Here is a 19,095-nt window from a genome sequence, read left to right on the forward strand (position 1 = left end):
CCGTTTTTTATGTGTGTGTTTACCAATCAGCGGGATTCGGTGACCTGAACATTCGCCCGTGGGCGGTTCTTCAGGTTTTTGTCAGCCTTGTAGCGCAATGCGACGTCTGGCACCGAGCCGCTCTTGCCGGTTTCGACCCAGCTGCGGATGCGCCCGGCATCGGCAAAGTGGGTGAATTTGCCGAAGGCATCGAGGATCACCAGCGACACCGGGCGATTGCCCATGCTGGTCACCAGCACCAGGCAGTGGCCGGCCTGGTTGGTGAAGCCGGTCTTGGTCAGCTTGATGTCCCAGTTGGCGCGGTTGATCAGGTGGTCAGTGTTGGAGAAACCCAGGGTGTAGTTGGGTTTGCGGAACGAGACGGTCTTTTCCTTGGTGGTACTCAACTGGCTGAGCATCGGGTACTTGCGTGCAGCGGCCAGCAGTTTGCTCAAGTCACGGGCGGTGGACACGTTGTGGATCGACAGGCCGGTGGGCTCTACATAGTGGGTGCTGGTCATGCCCAGCGCCTTGGCCTTGGCGTTCATCGCCGCAATAAACGCCGGGTAGCCGCCCGGGTAGTGGTGGGCCAGGCTGGCGGCGGCGCGGTTTTCCGAGGACATCAGGGCAATCAGCAACATCTCTTTACGCGGCATCTCGCTGCCGATCTTGACCCGGGAGAACACGCCTTTCATCTCTGGCGTGTCCTTGATGTTGATGTCGATGTACTCGTCCATGTTTTGCTTGGCTTCCAGCACGATCAGGCCGGTCATCAGTTTGCTCACTGAGGCGATCGGCACGATGACATCCGGGTTGCTGGCATAGATGACTTTGTTGGTCTGCAGGTCTACCACCATCGCACTGCCGGAAGCGATGTGCAGGGTGGACATGTCGCGGGGAGCCATGGTGGTTTCACTGGCGCTCGCGAAGGTGCCTGTAAATGCAAAAAATAGGCTGATGATGGAAAGATGAATTTTCACGCGGATGAACTCGCTAAAAAAGTAGGGATATACCGTTCTGCACGGACTTTCTGATAAATGCCGTTACATTTTAGGAGTATGGATCAGAAACTGTCGAATGTTCTTCTGAAAACAGATGAAAGCCCTTAAAAACAAAGAAAAAAGTACTTTTTATCCGGCCAATAAAAAGCCCTGCGATAAGGCAGGGCTTTTTCAGAGCGGCTGGTTATTAGCCGTGCAGGGTTTCGGCTGCGTACAGGGTATTTTCCAGCAGGCAGGCACGGGTCATCGGGCCAACGCCGCCCGGGACCGGGGTGATCCAGCCAGCGCGGGGCAGGGCGGTTTCGTACACCACGTCGCCCACCAGCTTGCCGTCGTCCTGGCGGTTGATGCCTACGTCGATGACGATGGCGCCTTCCTTGATCCATTCACCCTTGACCAGGCCCGGCTTGCCGGCGGCGACTACCACCAGGTCGGCGCGGCCAACGTGGCCCGCCAGGTCCTTGGTGAAGCGGTGGGTGACGGTCACGGTGCAGCCGGCCAGCAGCAGTTCCATGGCCATCGGGCGACCGACGATGTTTGATGCGCCGACAACGACTGCATCCAGGCCATACAGGTCGACGCCGGTGCTTTCCAGCAGGGTCATGATGCCCTTCGGGGTGCACGGGCGCAGCAGCGGGATACGCTGGGCCAGGCGACCGACGTTATAAGGGTGGAAGCCGTCGACGTCTTTGTCCGGGCGGATGCGTTCGAGCAGTTTCGACGCGTCCAGGTGCTCGGGCAAGGGCAGCTGCAGCAGGATGCCGTCGATGGCCGGATCGTCGTTGAGGCTGTCGATCAGGTCGGTGAGGGCCTGCTGGGTGGTGTCGGAATCCAAGTCGTAGGCTTTTGAAATAAAGCCGACCTCTTCACAGTCTTTACGCTTGTGCGAGACATAAACCTGAGAGGCAGGATCGCTGCCGACCAGGATCACCGCGAGGCCCGGCGTGCGCAGGCCTTGTTGGCTGCGCTCGGCGACTCGTTTGGCGATCTGCTGGCGCAGGCTGGCGGCGATTGATTTGCCGTCGATAAGTTGTGCAGTCATTACGCGTGATTAACCATCGAGAGGGGGAAGAAAAGTGCGCGCATTCTCGCATGCCATGGCGCGAGGGCAAAGGCGCTTGGTCTGCAAATTCCCCTAACCCCTTAAATAAAATGAATTTTTTATAAAAAGGATTTGACGGGTTTCGGGTGCATCTATACTATTCGTCGCACTTGTCGGGCACAGCCTAGCACTGGTTAGTTTGTAATCCTCCAAGAGTACAGATTAATAAGGCGCCCGTAGCTCAGCTGGATAGAGCATCCGCCTTCTAAGCGGATGGTCGCAGGTTCGAGTCCTGCCGGGTGCGCCATTAGGCAGCTTTGGCACAAGTAGCGCAATATGGTGGGCGTAGCTCAGTTGGTAGAGCACGGGATTGTGACTCCCGTTGTCGAGGGTTCGATCCCCTTCGTCCACCCCATATTTAAAGGGCGCCAGATTAACAGTCTGGCGCCTTTGCTTTAAGAGCTTCATGCGGATGTGGTGGAATTGGTAGACACACTGGATTTAGGTTCCAGCGCCGCAAGGTGTAAGAGTTCGAGTCTCTTCATCCGCACCAAATAAAGTTTCGTGAAGGCCGTATGGTCGTCGCGAGGCTCAACAAATAGCCATTTTGACGGGCTTTTTGGTCACGCAATATGGTGGGCGTAGCTCAGTTGGTAGAGCACGGGATTGTGACTCCCGTTGTCGAGGGTTCGATCCCCTTCGTCCACCCCATATTTCGAAAGGCGCCAGATTAATAGTCTGGCGCCTTTTTTGTTTCAGCGGTTTGAGTTTCAACGCAGTCGCAGGTGCTGGGCTGCAGGGGCAGGGCGTTTCGTCGTATTTATGTTTCGCGATGATGCCGCACTGCTCGCTGGCCTTGTCCGCAGGGTCGGTTGTCAGGGAGATGATTGGCAGCTGCTTCTATATATAGAAGGGTTGGCGCAGAGCCCTGGCGTGATGGGATGTATTTGCTACCGGGGCGAGCTGCACTCGTGCATTCGTACCTATAAATTGCCTGCTGTTTTTTTACCCGTTTTCAGTAGGGTGACTTCTTGAGTTTGACCCACTAGAATGCATGCCCTTGATTCTGGGGTCGGAAACGGCCAGCTAACGTCTGTGCAACGAGGAATATCCATGCAAGTTTCTGTTGAAAATACTTCTGCTCTTGAGCGCCGCATGAGCATCACCGTGCCGGCCGAGCGCATCGAGACCCAGGTCAACAAGCGTCTGCAGCAGACTGCCCAAAAGGCCAAGATCGCTGGTTTCCGTCCAGGCAAAGTGCCAATGAGCGAAATCAAGCGCCGCTTCGGTGCTGATGCACGTCAGGAAGCTGTAGGTGACGTGATCCAGGCTTCCTTCTACGAAGCCGTTGTCGAGCAAAAGCTGAACCCGGCTGGCTCGCCTTCCATCGAGCCTAAGTCCCTGGAAGCAGGCAAGGATCTGGAATACGTTGCAATCTTCGAAGTGTTCCCTGAATTCGAAGTTGCCGGTTTCGATTCGATCGCCATCGAGCGCCTGAGCGCTGATGTTGCTGACTCCGATCTGGACAACATGCTGGAAATCCTGCGCAAGCAGAACACTCGTTTTGAAGTGGCCGATCGCGCTGCCCAGAACGAAGACCAGCTGAACATCGATTTCGTTGGCAAGGTTGACGGCGAAGCATTCGCTGGCGGCTCCGCCAAGGGCACCCAGCTGGTACTGGGCTCCAACCGCATGATCCCTGGTTTCGAAGACGGCCTGGTTGGCGCCAAAGCCGGCGAAGAGCGCGTTCTGAACCTGACTTTCCCGGCTGACTACCAGAACCTGGACCTGGCTGGCAAAGCCGCTGAGTTCACCGTGACTGTCAACACCGTTTCCGAGCCTAAGCTGCCAGAACTGAACGAAGAGTTCTTCAACCAGTTCGGTATCAAGGAAACCGGCATCGAAGGTTTCCGCACCGAAGTTCGCAAGAACATGGAGCGTGAGCTGCGTCAGGCCATCAAATCCAAGGTCAAGAACCAGGTGATGGACGGTCTGCTGGCCGCCAACCCGATCGAAGTGCCGAAGGCCCTGCTGTCCAACGAAGTTGATCGTCTGCGTGTGCAGGCTGTTCAGCAGTTCGGTGGCAACATCAAGCCTGACCAACTGCCTGCCGAGCTGTTCGAAGAACAAGCCAAGCGCCGCGTTGTACTGGGTCTGATCGTGGCTGAAGTGGTCAAGCAATTCGACCTCAAGCCAGACGAAACCCGCGTTCGCGAAATGATCCAGGAAATGGCTTCGGCCTACCAGGAGCCTGAGGCTGTCGTGTCCTGGTACTACAAGAACGACCAGCAGCTGAACGAAGTGCGTTCGGTTGTGCTGGAAGAGCAAGTTGTGGATACTGTTCTGCAGAAGGCTAAGGTGACCGATAAAGCGGTCTCTTACGAAGAAGCAGTCAAGCCGGCTGAAGCAGCACAAGCCGACTGATCGCTCAACTCGTTTGAAAATACACCCATAAGCCAGCCTCGCGCTGGCTTATGCGTATTCAAGACATGACTATTTGGGAGTAACTGCAGAGCATGTTCCGTAATTCGTATATTCAGCAGAACTCTGATATCCAGGCCGCTGGCGGCCTGGTCCCGATGGTTGTCGAGCAATCTGCTCGTGGCGAACGCGCCTATGACATCTACTCGCGCCTGCTCAAGGAGCGAGTGATCTTTCTGGTTGGTCCGGTAGAGGACTACATGGCCAACCTGATCTGTGCGCAGCTGCTGTTCCTTGAAGCGGAAAACCCGGACAAGGACATCCATCTCTACATCAACTCCCCGGGCGGTTCGGTAACAGCTGGCATGTCGATCTACGACACCATGCAGTTCATCAAGCCGAACGTATCGACCACCTGTATCGGTCAGGCGTGCAGCATGGGTGCTTTCCTGCTGACCGCTGGTGCTGAGGGCAAGCGTTACTGCCTGCCGAACTCGCGTGTGATGATTCACCAGCCACTGGGCGGTTTCCAGGGCCAGGCATCGGACATCGAAATCCATGCCAAGGAAATCCTCTTTATTCGTGAGCGTCTCAACACGCTGATGGCCAAACATAGCGGGCATACCCTGGAAGAGATCGAGCGCGACACCAACCGTGACAATTTCATGAGCGCCGAAGCCGCGCGTGAATACGGGTTGATCGACGCAGTGATCGAAAAGCGCCCCGCTTAATATAAGCAGCTCAAAATAGGGCTGGTCGGCAGGTCCGACCACCAGTGGGCTTGAAAAAGCCCTCAATAGCCTTCATCTTGTGTTGCAAGCCTATCGGATTTGGATCGAACGAATGACTGACACCCGCAACGGCGAGGACAACGGCAAGCTGCTCTATTGCTCCTTCTGTGGCAAAAGCCAGCATGAAGTACGCAAGTTGATTGCCGGCCCCTCGGTCTTTATCTGCGACGAGTGCGTCGACCTGTGCAATGACATCATCCGTGAGGAGGTGCAGGAAGCTCAGGCCGAAAGCAGCGCGCATAAATTGCCTTCGCCTAAAGAAATCAGCGGCATCCTTGATCAGTATGTGATTGGTCAAGAGCGTGCAAAGAAGGTTCTGGCCGTAGCGGTGTACAACCACTACAAGCGCCTGAACCAGCGTGACAAGAAAAGTGACGATGTCGAGCTCGGCAAAAGCAACATCTTGCTGATCGGTCCTACAGGTTCGGGTAAAACCCTGCTTGCAGAAACCCTGGCTCGCCTGCTGAACGTTCCCTTCACCATCGCCGACGCAACCACTCTTACCGAGGCCGGTTACGTAGGTGAAGACGTCGAGAACATCATTCAGAAGCTGCTGCAGAAATGCGACTACGACGTGGAAAAGGCCCAAATGGGCATTGTCTACATCGATGAAATCGACAAGATTTCGCGCAAATCCGACAACCCGTCGATCACCCGGGACGTTTCCGGTGAAGGCGTGCAGCAAGCGCTGTTGAAACTGATCGAAGGTACTGTTGCTTCCGTACCGCCACAAGGCGGCCGCAAGCATCCACAGCAGGAATTCCTTCAGGTTGATACGCGCAACATCCTGTTCATCTGTGGCGGTGCGTTCTCCGGTCTGGAAAAGGTTATTCAAAACCGTTCCACCCGCGGTGGCATTGGCTTCAGTGCAGAAGTACGCAGCAAGGAAGAAGGCAAGAAAGTCGGTGAATCCCTGCGTGAAGTCGAGCCTGACGATTTGGTCAAGTTCGGTCTGATCCCGGAATTCGTTGGTCGTCTGCCGGTGCTGGCGACGTTGGACGAGTTGGATGAGGCTGCGTTGATGCAGATCCTCACCGAGCCGAAAAACGCCCTGACCAAGCAATATGCCAAGCTGTTCGAGATGGAAGGTGTGGACCTCGAGTTCCGTGCGGACGCGCTCAAATCGGTGGCCAAGCGGGCACTGGAGCGCAAGACCGGCGCCCGTGGTTTGCGCTCGATCCTCGAAGGCGTACTGCTCGACACCATGTACGAAATCCCCTCGCAGTCCGAGGTGAGTAAAGTGGTGATCGACGAAAGCGTTATAGAAGGTAAGTCCAAGCCACTGTATATCTACGAAAACAGTGAGCCGGCTGCCAAGGCTGCGCCAGACGCGTAAGCGTTGCGCCGCCGAGCTGTACAAAATAAAGGGGCCTTGACGGGCCCCTTTGTTTTTACTGCGTTTAACTGATGCCATTACGCTTGTTTTTTTTGCAGGCAGCCCCCATCTTGGTTTCAAGCTTACTTTCATCTGTCATAGAGGCGAAATCATGAAGACAACCATCGAATTGCCTCTCCTGCCGTTGCGTGATGTCGTCGTCTATCCGCACATGGTTATCCCGCTGTTCGTGGGGCGCGAGAAGTCTATCGAAGCCCTCGAGGCCGCGATGACGGGCGACAAGCAGATCCTGCTGTTGGCCCAAAGAAATCCTGCTGACGATGATCCGGGCGAAGACGCCCTGTATCGCGTTGGTACCGTTGCAACGGTCCTGCAACTGCTCAAGCTGCCTGATGGCACCGTCAAGGTGCTGGTGGAAGGTGAGCAGCGCGGTGCGGTCGAGCGCTTCATGGAAGTGGACGGCCACCTGCGCGCCGAAGTGGCGCTGATCGACGAAGTCGACGCCCCTGAGCGCGAATCCGAAGTGTTCGTGCGCAGCTTGCTGTCCCAGTTTGAGCAATACGTGCAGCTGGGCAAGAAAGTTCCTGCAGAAGTCCTCTCTTCCCTCAACAGCATTGATGAGCCAAGTCGCCTGGTCGACACCATGGCCGCGCACATGGCGCTGAAAATCGAGCAGAAGCAGGACATTCTCGAAATCATCGATTTGTCGGCCCGGGTCGAACACGTCCTGGCGCTGCTGGATGCCGAAATTGACCTGCTGCAGGTTGAGAAGCGCATTCGCGGCCGTGTCAAAAAGCAAATGGAGCGCAGCCAGCGCGAGTACTACCTGAATGAGCAGATGAAGGCCATTCAGAAAGAGCTCGGCGACAGCGAGGAGGGCCATAACGAAATCGAAGAGCTGAAAAAGCGCATCGACGCCGCCGGCCTGCCGAAAGACGCCTTGACCAAGGCCACCGCCGAGCTGAACAAGCTCAAGCAGATGTCGCCGATGTCGGCCGAAGCCACCGTGGTTCGCTCGTATATCGACTGGCTCGTGCAGGTGCCGTGGAAGGCCCAGACCAAGGTGCGCCTGGACCTGGCTCGCGCCGAAGATATTCTGGACGCCGATCACTACGGTCTCGAAGAAGTCAAAGAACGCATCCTCGAATACCTTGCCGTGCAAAAGCGCGTGAAGAAGATTCGCGGCCCGGTGTTGTGCCTGGTTGGTCCTCCTGGCGTGGGTAAAACCTCGCTGGCCGAGTCGATTGCTCACGCAACAAACCGTAAATTCGTACGCATGGCCTTGGGTGGCGTGCGTGATGAAGCGGAAATCCGTGGTCATCGCCGGACTTATATCGGTTCGATGCCAGGAAGATTGATTCAAAAGATGACAAAGGTGGGGGTGCGCAACCCGCTGTTCCTGCTCGATGAAATCGACAAAATGGGCAGCGACATGCGTGGCGATCCGGCATCGGCTTTGCTGGAAGTGCTCGACCCTGAGCAGAACCACAATTTCAACGACCATTACCTGGAAGTCGACTACGACCTGTCCGACGTAATGTTCCTGTGCACCTCCAACTCGATGAATATTCCGCCAGCCTTGCTGGACCGGATGGAGGTGATTCGTCTGCCGGGTTACACCGAGGACGAGAAGATCAACATCGCTGTCAAATACCTCTCGCCCAAGCAGATTGCGGCCAACGGCCTGAAAAAAGGCGAGATCGAATTTGATGCCGACGCGATCCGCGACATCATTCGTTTCTACACCCGCGAGGCCGGTGTGCGGGGCCTTGAGCGTCAACTGGCGAAGATCTGCCGCAAGGCCGTGAAGGAACATGCGCTGGAAAAACGCTTCTCGGTGAAGGTCACCGCTGACCTGCTGGAACACTTCCTGGGCGTGCGTAAATTCCGCTACGGCCTGGCTGAGCAGCAGGACCAGGTGGGTCAGGTCACTGGCCTGGCGTGGACTCAAGTGGGCGGCGAATTGCTGACCATCGAGGCCGCCGTTATCCCGGGCAAAGGGCAACTGATCAAGACCGGTTCCCTGGGGGACGTGATGGTCGAATCCATCACTGCCGCGCAGACCGTGGTGCGCAGCCGCGCCAAGAGCCTGGGGATCCCCCTGGACTTCCACGAGAAGCACGACACCCACATCCACATGCCGGAAGGGGCGACCCCGAAAGACGGCCCTAGCGCAGGCGTAGGCATGTGCACGGCACTGGTATCAGCACTGACCGGCATTCCGGTGCGCGCCGATGTCGCCATGACCGGGGAAATCACCCTGCGTGGTCAGGTACTGGCCATTGGTGGCCTCAAAGAGAAATTGCTGGCTGCACACCGTGGTGGTATCAAGACCGTGATCATTCCTGAAGAGAATGTTCGCGACTTGAAGGAGATTCCTGACAATATCAAGCAGGATCTGCAGATTAAACCGGTTAAATGGATTGACGAGGTCCTGCAAATTGCGCTGCAATACGCGCCGGAGCCCTTGCCGGATGTGGCTCCGGAGATAGTTGCAAAGGATGAAAAACGCGAGTCTGACTCTAAGGAAAGAATTAGCACGCATTAATACGTTTAAGCCTGGGGGCTTCCTTGACAGCTTTTTAGAGCCCTTGTTATAAAGCGGCTCTTAAGTGTCTGTAGGCCATTCAGCACTGGTTTTTGCTTTCACCAAAAAACTTAGAATCATACTCAATAGATAAAAGGGGACTTAGAGTGAACAAGTCGGAACTGATTGATGCTATCGCTGCATCTGCTGATATCCCGAAAGCCGCTGCTGGCCGTGCGCTGGACGCAGTAATCGAATCCGTCACTGGCGCTCTCAAGGCCGGCGACTCTGTGGTACTGGTTGGTTTCGGTACTTTCTCTGTGACCGATCGTCCAGCTCGCACTGGCCGTAACCCACAGACTGGCAAGGCTCTGCAAATCGCCGCTGCCAAAAAACCAGGTTTCAAAGCCGGTAAAGCCCTGAAAGAAGCCGTTAACTAAGCTTCGCTCAAGCCTTACCCATCCGGGTCGGACGAAGGTCTGACCTGGCAGCGGAGCGGCAGCTGACCCAAGTATCCATCGGGTCGCCACGCCGGGGGTGTGGGTTCAAACCCCCGTCCGCTCCGCCAGTTACGAGAAGGCGCATCCTCGGATGCGCCTTTCTTCTATCCGGACTCTACCCACGCTCCACGGTTGCCTAATTTTGAAGTTCAACCGTTTCTGGGGGACGCATGCTGCAGAATATCAGGGACAATTCACAAGGCTGGATTGCCAAAACTATTATCGGGATCATCGTCGCATTGATGGCGTTCACCGGTATCGAGGCCATTTTTCAGGCTTCGACCAACAACAAGCAGGACGTGGCCAAGGTCAACGGTGAAGAAATCACCCAAAGCGAACTGGGCCAGGCCGTCGACATGCAACGTCGTCAGCTGATGCAACAGCTGGGCAAGGACTTCGATGCTTCCTTGTTGGACGAAAAGCTGCTGCGCGACGCCGCTCTTAAAAGCCTGATCGACCGCAAGCTGCTGCTGCAAGGCGCTGCCGATTCGAAATTCGCTTTCTCCGAAGCTGCGCTGGATCAAGTGATCCTGCAGACGCCGGAATTCCAGGTGGATGGCCAGTTCAACGCTGAGCGTTTCGACCAGGTGATCCGTCAGCTGGGCTACAGCCGTATGCAATTCCGTCAGATGCTGAGCCAGGAAATGCTGATCGGCCAGGTGCGTGCTGGTATTGCCGGTAGCGGTTTTGTGACTGATGCCGAAGTGCTCGCTTTCGCCCGTCTGGAAAAACAGACCCGCGACTTCGCCACCGTCAGCATCAAGGCCGACCCTGCGGCAGTGAAGATCACCGACGACGAGGTCAAGGCTTACTACGACCAGCACGCCAAAGAGTTCATGACCCCGGACCAGGTGGTCATCGACTATCTGGAGCTGAAGAAGGCTTCCTTCTTCGACCAGGTCGCGGTCAAGGACGATGAGCTGCAAGCCCTCTATCAGAAAGAAACCGCCAACCTCGCTGAACAGCGTCGCGCGGCGCACATCCTGATTGAAGTCAACGACAAGACCACTGACGAGCAAGCCAAGGCCAAGATCGAAGAGATCCAGGCACGCCTGGCCAAAGGCGAGAAATTCGAAGCCCTGGCCAAAGAGTTCTCCCAGGATCCAGGTTCTGCGAACAACGGCGGTGACCTCGGTTTCGCCGGTCCTGGCGTCTACGACCCTGCCTTCGAAACAGCGCTGTACGCGTTGAACAAGGACCAGGTCTCGGCACCGGTGCGTTCGAGCTTCGGCTGGCACCTGATTAAGCTGTTGGGCGTTGAAGCACCAGAAGTGCCATCGTTCGCCAGCCTGAAAGACAAGCTGACCCGCGAGCTCAAGACCCAGCAGGTTGAACAGCGTTTCGTCGACGCGACCAAGCAACTGGAAGACGCTGCATTCGAAGCTTCCGACCTGGCCCAGCCGGCGTCGGACCTGAAGCTGACCGTGCACACCTCCGCGCCGTTTGGCCGTGAAGGTGGTGAAGGCATTGCTGCCAATCGTGCCGTGGTGACCGCTGCATTCAGCCCTGAAGTACTGGATGAAGGTGCCAACAGCACCGCCATCGAGCTGGATCCGGAAACCATCGTGGTGCTGCGTGCCAAAGAGCACCTGAAGCCTACCCAGCTGCCGCTGGAAAGCGTTGCCACGGCCATCCGTGCCCAGTTGACCAAGGAGCGCGCAAGCGCTGCGGCGAAGACTCACGCGGACGAGCTGATTGCCAACCTGCGTGATGGCAAGACACCGCTGAACCAGCCGGTGGATGGCCAGGCCTGGAAAGTCACCGAAGCGGCCACCCGTGGCCAGGAAGGCGTCGAGCCTGCCGTGCTGCAAGCCCTGTTCCGCATGCCAAAGCCTGCGGCCAAGGACAAGCCGACCTTCACCAGCGTGACCCTGCCAGACGGTAGCCTGGTGATCGTGCGCTTGAACGCGGTCAACGAAGCCGCTGCCCCGACCGATGACGAGAAGGCTCAGTACCGCCGCTTCCTCGCTTCGCGTATCGGTCAGCAAGACTTCGCTGCCTATCGCAAGCAGCTGGAAACCAAGGCTGAGATCAAGAAGTTCTGATCGCGTTACCGCCTGAATAAAAAGACCCCGGCCTGAAGAGACCGGGGTCTTTTTTTATCCACTCAAGCAGCTGACTCAACGAGCCGTTGATTCAACGCGCAAACTTGAACTTGCCCCAACTCAGGCCAATCACAGCCGCCAGGGTTGAAGCGCTCAGCACACTCAGCTTGGCAGCCGACAGCAGCGTCGGATCGGAGAAGGCCAGCGACGAGATGAAAATCGACATGGTGAAACCAATTCCCGCCAGCAGGCCCACCAGGGCGACGCCGTTCCAGGTCACGCCCTCTGGCAGTTTGCAGATATTCAACTTGACCAGCACGAAACTCGCCAGCATCACTCCCAGCGGCTTGCCGAGCACCAATGCCAGGATGACCCCCATGAACACCCCGTGGGGCAGCGGGTCGTTCAGGTTGAACCCTTGCAGGCTCACCCCCGCGTTGGCCAGGGCAAACAGTGGCATGACGCCGAAGGCCACCCATGGGTGTAACCCGGCTTGAATCCGCTGCACCGGCGGCAACATTTCCCGTTGGGCCTGTCTCAATTGCTTCAATGGCTTGGCGACCTGATGGGCACTTTCTGACGGATGCGAAAGCCGGTCCATCAGTTCGTTAAATGTGCGCCCGATGGTGTCCAGAGGGCGTTCCCGAGTCGGTCTGGAAGTGACGGGCGTTATCAGGCCAAGCATGACGCCCGCGAGCGTCGGATGGACGCCGGTCTTAAGCAAGCCAAACCAGACAATCGCCCCTGGCAACAGGTACACAACGGCCTTGCCGATGCCCATCCGCTGGAAAATCAGCACCAGCGCCAACCCACAGGCCGCGATCACCAGGCCCATGTAGTCAAGGCTTGCGGTGTAGAAGATCGCGATGATCAGGATGGCGACGATGTCATCAATGATCGCCAGCGCCAGGAGCAAGATGCGCACGCCAGCCGGAATCGATTTACCCAGCAGCGCCAGCACGCCTACGGCAAACGCGATGTCGGTGGCGGTGGGCACGGCCCAGCCGCTGGCCGCTTCGGTGCCATGATTGAGCAGGGTGTAAATCAGGGCCGGCATCAGCACGCCACCCAGCGCAGCGCCCAAGGGCAGGGTAGCGAGTTTCAGGTTGGCGAGTGCGCCGTCCCTGATCTCCTGGCGAATCTCGGCGCCCACCACCAGGAAGAAGATGGTCATCAACCCGTCGTTCACCAGGAAGTGCAACGAGCGCGAGACCGTGAAGGCTCCCAGCCCGATGGTGAGTGGGGTGTTCCAGAAGTGTTCGTAGGAATCGGCGATCGGGCTGTTGGCCCAGATCAGCGCGACAATCGCCGCCAGCAGCAACACGATGCCGCTGACGGCCTCGATGCGTGAAAACCGCTCCAATGCAGACAGGGCGCCTTCGACCAAAACCTGGGGGCGAGGAATAGCAGGGTGTTTATCAGGCACGACAAGTCTCCATTGGCGGCCCGACCAATGCTTATCCTTTAACCTGCGCTGTGCCGTATGCAGCAGCGCACCCAGGGCGATCATAAGAGTTAAGAAACATCACGTCACGTTTCGTTTAAACATCGGTTAAACGCAACGTTGCCATCAGGGCCAGCACGACCAACGCGGCGACCGCCCACGGAAACGACGTCACTCCCCAACCTTGCAGCAACATGCCGCCGAGCAGCCCGCCGCCGGCGATGCCCAGGTTCCATACCGTCACCAGCATCGACTGTGCGGCATCGGCTGAATCTCCGGCTGACTTGGCCAGCGCCGTTTGCAGCAATGCCGGGAGGCCGCCAAACGCCAGCCCCCATAACGTCACGGTGGTGTAGATCACGGCCGGCGAGGTAATCCAGAACGCCAGCGCCAATGCTGAGAGTGCGAACATCCCGCAACTGATCACCAACAAGGCCCGCAGCCGCTGATCAATCAGCGCGCCGACCACCCAGATGCCCAACAGCGCTGCCAGACCAAACACCAGCAGTACCTGATCAATGTCCGCTGCCATCCCGGCGGGTACCAGGAACGGCGCGATATAGGTGTAGAGAATGTTATGGGCCAGCACGTAGGTGAAGGTCACAAACAGCACCGGACGAATCCCCGGCAGTACCAGCACCTGGCGCAGTCCCAGGCGTTTTTCCGCTCGCTGCCCGGCAAAGTCCGGGACCTGCCAGCGCACCCAGGCCAGCAGCACAACCGTCAGGCCGGTCATGATTGCAAAGCTCAGGCGCCAGCCTACCGTGGTGCCCAGGAATGTCCCGGCTGGCACGCCAAGTGACAGCGCCAATGGCGCGCCGAGCATGGCCACGGCAATTGCCCTCCCTTGCAAGTGCGGTGCGACCATGCGGCTGGCGTAACCGGCGAGCAGCGCCCAAAGCAATCCGGCGAACACTCCGGCGAAGAACCTCGCCACCAGGGTCAGCAGGTAATCGCTGGAAAACGCCGTCACACTGTTGACCAAGGCAAACCCGCCGATGGCAATCATCAGCAACGGCCGCCTGCGCCAGCCCCGGGTGGCGATGGTCAGGGGAATCGCCGCCAGCAGCGAACCAAGGGCGTAAAGGGTCACCAACTGGCCCACCAAGGCGTCGGACACCCCGAGGCCAGCGCCCATTTGCGGGAGCAGGCCCGCGGGCATGGCTTCGGTGAGGATGGTGATGAAGCCGGCGGTAGCCAATGCCAGCAGACCGCCCAGGGGCAAGCGTTCACGGCTGGCCGCAAGGGGCGGGGAAGGTAAGGCGCTGTCGCTCATGTTGGGTGGCTCCGGTGTTCAGATGTAGGGGCAGGGAGCCAGAGTAGGGTGCTGCACGCTGGAGAAAAACAGGCTAAGGTTCCGAACTTATCGGACGCCAACGTCCGCAATCCTCGGGAGCGAGACGATGGACAGCCTCGGCAGTATTTCAGTGTTTGTGCAGGTGGCGGAAACCCGCAGCTTTACCGAGGCCGGGCGTTTGCTGGGGGTGTCGTCCTCGGCGATTGGCAAAAGCATCGCGCGCATTGAAGAGCGCCTGGGTGTTCGGCTGTTCCATCGCAGCACCCGCAGTATCACGTTGACCAGCGAGGGCGCGCTGTTTCTCGAACGCTCCCGACGGATCCTGGCCGAAGTCGAGGCTGCAGAACAGGAACTGAGCCAGGCATCCGCCACACCCAGAGGCAAGCTGCGTGTGAGCCTGCCCCAAGTGCGCGGCCTGTTGATGCCGGTGCTGACGGATTTCATGCGGGCCTATCCCGAGATCGAGCTGGATGTGGACTTCTCCGACCGCATGGTGGACGTGATCGAGGAAGGGTTCGACGCGGTGATCCGCACCGGCAAACCCGAGGATTCGCGCTTGATGGCACGCCACCTCGGGTATTACCGGCTGGTGCTGGTGGCCTCCCCGGAATACCTGCGCTTGCAGGGCACGCCGCGTCAGCCTCGGGACTTGAACGACCACGCCTGCCTGCGCCACAAGTTCTGCGCCACCGGCAAGCTGGAAGCCTGGCCACTGCGCCCGGAACCGGGCGTGCCGGAGCCGGTCCTGCGTGCGCCGCTCGTCTCCACCACCATCGAATCGTTGATGCATGTGGCCCATGCAGGCCTGGGGATTGCCTGCCTGCCGGACTTCATGGTCCGCGAATCGGTGGAGCAGGGCCGGTTGCAGCGGGTGCTGGACTATTACCTGGACCACAGCGGCAGTTTCTGGATGCTCTGGCCATCAAGTCGCCATGCGTCGGCGAAATTGCGCGTGTTTATCGACCATATGGGCGAGCGGCTTTTTCCTGCAGACACCGTCCCGTAAGGCTGTGACGTTTTACCGACAGGAATTCGCGCGCCAAGGCCACGTTCTGTTGCACAATACCGCCCTGACTGTTTTCCTCAGGATTTTCGATGTCGACATCATTTCACTTGCGTAGCCTCGGGTTGGCGCTGGTGCTGGCGGGCGCTGCGGGCTGCTCGTCACCCAAGACCGCTATTTATGAACATGAGAATTTCGACGACTCCGGTACGTTTTCCCGTGATTACCCGGTCAGTGACACCGCGGCCTGTGAAGCGGCGCGGCGTGCGCTGTTGAGCCAGGGTTACATCATTACCAGCAGCGATCCAAAGCTGGTGGCGGGTAACAAGAGCTTCCAGCAGACCGGCGAAACTCACCTGCAGATCAGCTTCAACGTGGTCTGTGCCGACGATGGCAGTGGCAATCATCACTCGACGATGTTCGCCAACGCCTTGCAGGACCGCTACGCGCTGAAGAAGGTCAATAACTCCGCCAGCCTGGGTGTGGGGGTATTGGGTTCGGTGTCGATGCCGATTGGCTCCACCGATGATTCGATGGTCAAGGTGGCCAGCGAGACGGTGTCTGCGCCAAAGTTCTATGAGCGTTATTTCGCGCTGGTGGATGTTTTCCTGCCCCAGGAAGTGAAAAAGGCTGCGCATATTCCAGAGAAGCCCAAGGCTGACCTGGGCATTCCGGAACCAAAGGCAGCTCCGGCGGCCGATAAGGTTGAGGCGCCTAAAGAATCCTCGAAAGAAGTACCGAAAGACGCACCGGCCGCACCGGCAGCCCCGGTGACGCCGGCGGTTGTGCCTGCGGCATCGGAGCCGGTTGTGCCGCCGGCAGAACCTGCGCCGATTGCTCCCAAGGAAACCCCGGCACCAGCCCCAGAGGCAACCACCCCGACGCTGCCGGCGCCGACCGAAGCGATTCCGCCCCTGCCGACGCCTGCGCAGTAACTACACCGCTACGGGGTTGGCCTTGTCGACGTTGATCCCGTAGCGGCTGATCGCCTCCGCCACCCTGGCGCGGCTGATCAGGCCGTCATCCGCCAGCGCCTTCAAGGCCGCCAGTGCAATGAAGTAACGGTCCACCTCAAAGAACTCGCGCAAGGCTTCGCGGGTATCCGATTGCCCGAAGCCATCAGTGCCCAGCGCCACAAAGCGTCGACCCGGCACGAACGGGCGGATCTGGTCGGCAAAGATTTTCATGTAGTCGGTGGCGACCACCACGGGCCCGCCCTGGCCCTCAAGGCACTGCTCGACATAGCTGGCACGCGGTTCGCTTTCCGGGTGCAGCAGGTTCCAGCGTTCCACGGCATGGCCTTCCCGGCGCAGCTCGGTGAGGCTGGTGACGCTCCACACGTCGCTGGCCACGGCGAAGTCATCCCGCAGCAAATCAGCAGCGGCGATGACTTCCCGCAGGATCGAACCGCTGCCCATCAGTTGTACCCGTGGTTGCACGGTGTCTTCAGCCGCCTTCAACCGATACATGCCCTTGAGAATCCCATCCTCGACGCCGTCGGGCATCGCCGGGTGCGGGTAGTTTTCGTTGAGCAGGGTAATGTAGTAGTAGATGTCCTCTTGCTCGACATACATCCGGCGCATGCCCTCGCGAATGATCACTGCCAGCTCGAAGGCAAAGGTCGGGTCGTAGGAAACGCAGCACGGGATCACCGATGACAGCACATGGCTGTGGCCATCGTCATGCTGCAGGCCTTCGCCCATCAGTGTGGTGCGTCCGGCGGTCGCCCCCAGCAGGAAGCCCCGTGCCCGCGCATCGCCTGCGGCCCAGGCCAGGTCGCCGACCCGCTGGAAGCCGAACATCGAGTAGAAGATGTAGAACGGCACGGTCATCAACCCGTGGTTGGCGTAAGACGTACTCGCGGCGATCCACGAGGAAATGGCACCGGATTCATTCAGGCCTTCCTGCATGATCTGTCCGTCCTTGCTCTCCTTGTAGTAGGACAGCTGGCCGGCATCCTGTGGGGTGTAGAGCTGGCCGACAGCGGAGTGAATGCCGATCTGGCGGAACAGGCTTTCCATGCCGAAGGTGCGGGACTCGTCCGGCACGATGGGCACGATCAACTTGCCCAGGTTCGGGTCCTTGAGCAGCGTGCCGAGGATGCGCACAAAGGCCATGGTGGTGGAAATCGCGCGCTCGCCAGTGTCCTTGAGTTGGGTGGCGAAGGCCTCCAGTTCGGGGATCTTCAACGACTCGACCGCGCTGTGGCGAGCCGGTACGTAACCCCCCAGCGACTGGCGGCGAGCGGCGAAATAGCGCGCTTCTTCACTGTCGGCGGCCGGTTTGAGATACGGGATTTCGGCCAGTTGATCGTCGGCCACTTCCAGCCCGAAGCGATCACGGAAGGCTTTGACGGCATCAGCGCCCATCTTTTTCAACTGGTGGTTGATGTTCTGGCCTTCGCCGGCCTCGCCCATGCCGAAGCCCTTGACGGTTTTCGCCAGGATCACCGTCGGCTGGCCGCTGTGGCGCACTGCGGCGGCATAGGCGTTGTAGACTTTGTCCGGGTCATGGCCGCCCCGTGAGAGTTTCCAGATATCGTCGTCGGACATGTCCGCCACCAGCGCCAGCAACTCGGGGGTATTTGCCGAAGAAGTGTTCCCGCACGTAGGCGCCGTTTTGCGATTTGTAGTTCTGATAGTCGCCGTCCACACATTCCATCATGCGCTGGCGCAGCAAGCCGCTTTTGTCCTTTTCCAGCAGCGCATCCCAGCCGCCACCCCAGATCACCTTGATCACGTTCCAGCCGGCGGCGCGGTACAGGCTTTCGAATTCCTGGATCACCTTCGCGTTGCCGCGCACCGGACCATCGAGGCGTTGCAGGTTGCAGTTGACCACGAAGATCAGGTTGTCGAGTTTCTCGCGCCCGGCCAGGGAAATGGCCGCCAGGGATTCCGGCTGATCCATCTCGCCATCACCGAGGAACGCCCACACCTTGCGGCCCTGGTGCTGCTTGAGGTCGCGGAACTCCAGGTAGCGCATGAAGCGCGCCTGATAGGCGGCGGTGATTGGTCCGAGACCCATGGACACCGTAGGAAATTGCCAGAAGTCCGGCATCAGCCGTGGGTGCGGATAGGACGATAAGCCGTCGCCGCCGGCTTCCCGACGGAAATTGTCCAGTTGCGCTTCGCTGATTCGGCCTTCGAGGTACGCCCGCCCGTAAATGCCCGGTGCCGAGTGGCCCTGGATGTACACCAGGTCGCCATCGAAACTGTCAGTTCGGCCACGGAAGAAGTGGTCGAAGCCTACGTCATACAGCACGGCAGCCGACGCGTAGGTCGCGATATGCCCACCCACGCCGGAATGTTTGCCAGCGCGCAGCACCATGGCCATGGCGTTCCAGCGGATAAACGCATTCAGCCGGCGCTCGGTGGCCAGGTTCCCGGGGTAGGGCAGTTGGCGGTCCACGGGGATGGTGTTTACGTAAGGCGTGGTCACCCGCCCGTAGAAGTCGCCATGCCGCGCCACATCGAAATCCAGCAACTGATCAATCAGGTAATGCGCACGCGGGCGGCCTTCGGTGGTCAGCACCGATTCGATGGACTCCAGCCATTCGCGGGTTTCCTGTGGATCGTCGTCGAGGCGTACTGCAGTGTTCGGGGTCATGTCAGGCTCCAGGGTGGACGGGTTTCAGCGTGTGGGCTCCTTGTGGGAGCTTTGCGAATGTAGTTGCAATTGCAACTACATGACTGAATCTAGCGCGGGATGA

Annotated in this window: 12 protein-coding genes, 4 tRNA genes and 1 pseudogene; 12 read left to right on the top strand and 5 right to left on the bottom strand. The window is 58.7% G+C overall.

The window, feature by feature from the left end:
* Positions 1–26: 26 nt before the first annotated feature.
* On the bottom strand, positions 27–959 hold the full coding sequence (pbpG, locus tag K0H47_RS20605) for a D-alanyl-D-alanine endopeptidase (protein WP_093207988.1): 933 nt from the start codon (positions 957–959) through the stop codon (positions 27–29).
* Between the two features lie 208 nt (positions 960–1,167).
* Positions 1,168–2,022, bottom strand: a complete 855-nt coding sequence (gene folD / locus K0H47_RS20610) for a bifunctional methylenetetrahydrofolate dehydrogenase/methenyltetrahydrofolate cyclohydrolase FolD (RefSeq protein ID WP_063028602.1) — start codon at positions 2,020–2,022, stop codon at positions 1,168–1,170.
* 230 nt (positions 2,023–2,252) lie between these two features.
* On the opposite strand from folD, the gene K0H47_RS20615 reads away from it, so the two are divergent.
* The 10 genes from K0H47_RS20615 (at position 2,253) to K0H47_RS20660 (ending at position 11,642) form a co-directional block, all read left to right on the top strand.
* A tRNA-Arg gene (locus K0H47_RS20615) sits at positions 2,253–2,329 on the top strand.
* Between the two features lie 32 nt (positions 2,330–2,361).
* Positions 2,362–2,437: transfer RNA gene (locus tag K0H47_RS20620), tRNA-His, on the top strand.
* Positions 2,438–2,490: 53 nt separating this feature from the next.
* Positions 2,491–2,575 (top strand) — tRNA-Leu (locus K0H47_RS20625).
* A gap of 82 nt (positions 2,576–2,657) precedes the next feature.
* Positions 2,658–2,733, top strand: a tRNA-His gene (locus K0H47_RS20630).
* A 402-nt stretch (positions 2,734–3,135) separates the two neighbouring features.
* Complete coding sequence (gene tig, locus K0H47_RS20635) at positions 3,136–4,446, top strand: trigger factor (RefSeq protein WP_008431940.1); 1,311 nt, start codon at positions 3,136–3,138, stop codon at positions 4,444–4,446.
* A gap of 92 nt (positions 4,447–4,538) precedes the next feature.
* Entirely contained in the window at positions 4,539–5,174 is a 636-nt protein-coding gene (clpP, locus tag K0H47_RS20640) for an ATP-dependent Clp endopeptidase proteolytic subunit ClpP (RefSeq protein WP_003174822.1), read from the top strand.
* Positions 5,175–5,286: 112 nt separating this feature from the next.
* Positions 5,287–6,570, top strand: coding sequence for an ATP-dependent Clp protease ATP-binding subunit ClpX (clpX, locus tag K0H47_RS20645; RefSeq protein ID WP_003207856.1), 1,284 nt, complete (start codon positions 5,287–5,289; stop codon positions 6,568–6,570).
* 151 nt (positions 6,571–6,721) lie between these two features.
* Positions 6,722–9,118 carry an endopeptidase La gene (lon, locus tag K0H47_RS20650; protein WP_063028604.1) on the top strand — a complete coding sequence of 799 codons (2,397 nt, stop codon included), beginning with the start codon at positions 6,722–6,724 and terminating at the stop codon, positions 9,116–9,118.
* A gap of 146 nt (positions 9,119–9,264) precedes the next feature.
* On the top strand, positions 9,265–9,537 hold the full coding sequence (locus K0H47_RS20655; RefSeq protein ID WP_003174819.1) for an HU family DNA-binding protein: 273 nt from the start codon (positions 9,265–9,267) through the stop codon (positions 9,535–9,537).
* A 230-nt stretch (positions 9,538–9,767) separates the two neighbouring features.
* Positions 9,768–11,642, top strand: coding sequence for a SurA N-terminal domain-containing protein (locus tag K0H47_RS20660; RefSeq protein WP_177026942.1), 1,875 nt, complete (start codon positions 9,768–9,770; stop codon positions 11,640–11,642).
* Between the two features lie 91 nt (positions 11,643–11,733).
* Here the strand turns inward: K0H47_RS20660 and nhaA are convergent, their stop codons facing one another.
* Positions 11,734–13,068, bottom strand: a complete 1,335-nt coding sequence (gene nhaA / locus K0H47_RS20665) for a Na+/H+ antiporter NhaA (protein ID WP_219273536.1) — start codon at positions 13,066–13,068, stop codon at positions 11,734–11,736.
* A gap of 115 nt (positions 13,069–13,183) precedes the next feature.
* A complete protein-coding gene (locus K0H47_RS20670) occupies positions 13,184–14,362 on the bottom strand; it encodes an MFS transporter (RefSeq protein WP_219273537.1) in 1,179 nt (392 codons plus the stop codon).
* 127 nt (positions 14,363–14,489) lie between these two features.
* On the opposite strand from K0H47_RS20670, the gene K0H47_RS20675 reads away from it, so the two are divergent.
* Positions 14,490–15,389, top strand: coding sequence for a LysR substrate-binding domain-containing protein (locus K0H47_RS20675; RefSeq protein ID WP_219273538.1), 900 nt, complete (start codon positions 14,490–14,492; stop codon positions 15,387–15,389).
* Between the two features lie 89 nt (positions 15,390–15,478).
* Positions 15,479–16,321, top strand: coding sequence for a DUF2242 domain-containing protein (locus K0H47_RS20680; RefSeq protein ID WP_177026939.1), 843 nt, complete (start codon positions 15,479–15,481; stop codon positions 16,319–16,321).
* Here the strand turns inward: K0H47_RS20680 and aceE are convergent.
* Positions 16,322–18,992: pseudogene (gene aceE / locus K0H47_RS20685) on the bottom strand (pyruvate dehydrogenase (acetyl-transferring), homodimeric type). It abuts the gene before it with no gap.
* Positions 18,993–19,095: the final 103 nt, after the last annotated feature.

This window comes from Pseudomonas sp. Xaverov 83 (assembly GCF_019352905.1).
Classification (GTDB): Bacteria; Pseudomonadota; Gammaproteobacteria; order Pseudomonadales; family Pseudomonadaceae; genus Aquipseudomonas; species Aquipseudomonas yamanorum.

Excerpts from the sequence above, each read along its gene's own strand:
- clpX (WP_003207856.1), top strand. The coding sequence starts at position 5,287 with ATGACTGACACCCGCAACGGCGAGGACAACGGCAAGCTGCTCTATTGC.
- K0H47_RS20680 (WP_177026939.1), top strand. The coding sequence starts at position 15,479 with ATGTCGACATCATTTCACTTGCGTAGCCTCGGGTTGGCGCTGGTGCTG.
- K0H47_RS20675 (WP_219273538.1), top strand. The coding sequence starts at position 14,490 with ATGGACAGCCTCGGCAGTATTTCAGTGTTTGTGCAGGTGGCGGAAACC.
- folD (WP_063028602.1), bottom strand. The coding sequence starts at position 2,022 with ATGACTGCACAACTTATCGACGGCAAATCAATCGCCGCCAGCCTGCGC.
- tig (WP_008431940.1), top strand. The coding sequence starts at position 3,136 with ATGCAAGTTTCTGTTGAAAATACTTCTGCTCTTGAGCGCCGCATGAGC.
- K0H47_RS20670 (WP_219273537.1), bottom strand. The coding sequence starts at position 14,362 with ATGAGCGACAGCGCCTTACCTTCCCCGCCCCTTGCGGCCAGCCGTGAA.
- lon (WP_063028604.1), top strand. The coding sequence starts at position 6,722 with ATGAAGACAACCATCGAATTGCCTCTCCTGCCGTTGCGTGATGTCGTC.
- clpP (WP_003174822.1), top strand. The coding sequence starts at position 4,539 with ATGTTCCGTAATTCGTATATTCAGCAGAACTCTGATATCCAGGCCGCT.
- K0H47_RS20660 (WP_177026942.1), top strand. The coding sequence starts at position 9,768 with ATGCTGCAGAATATCAGGGACAATTCACAAGGCTGGATTGCCAAAACT.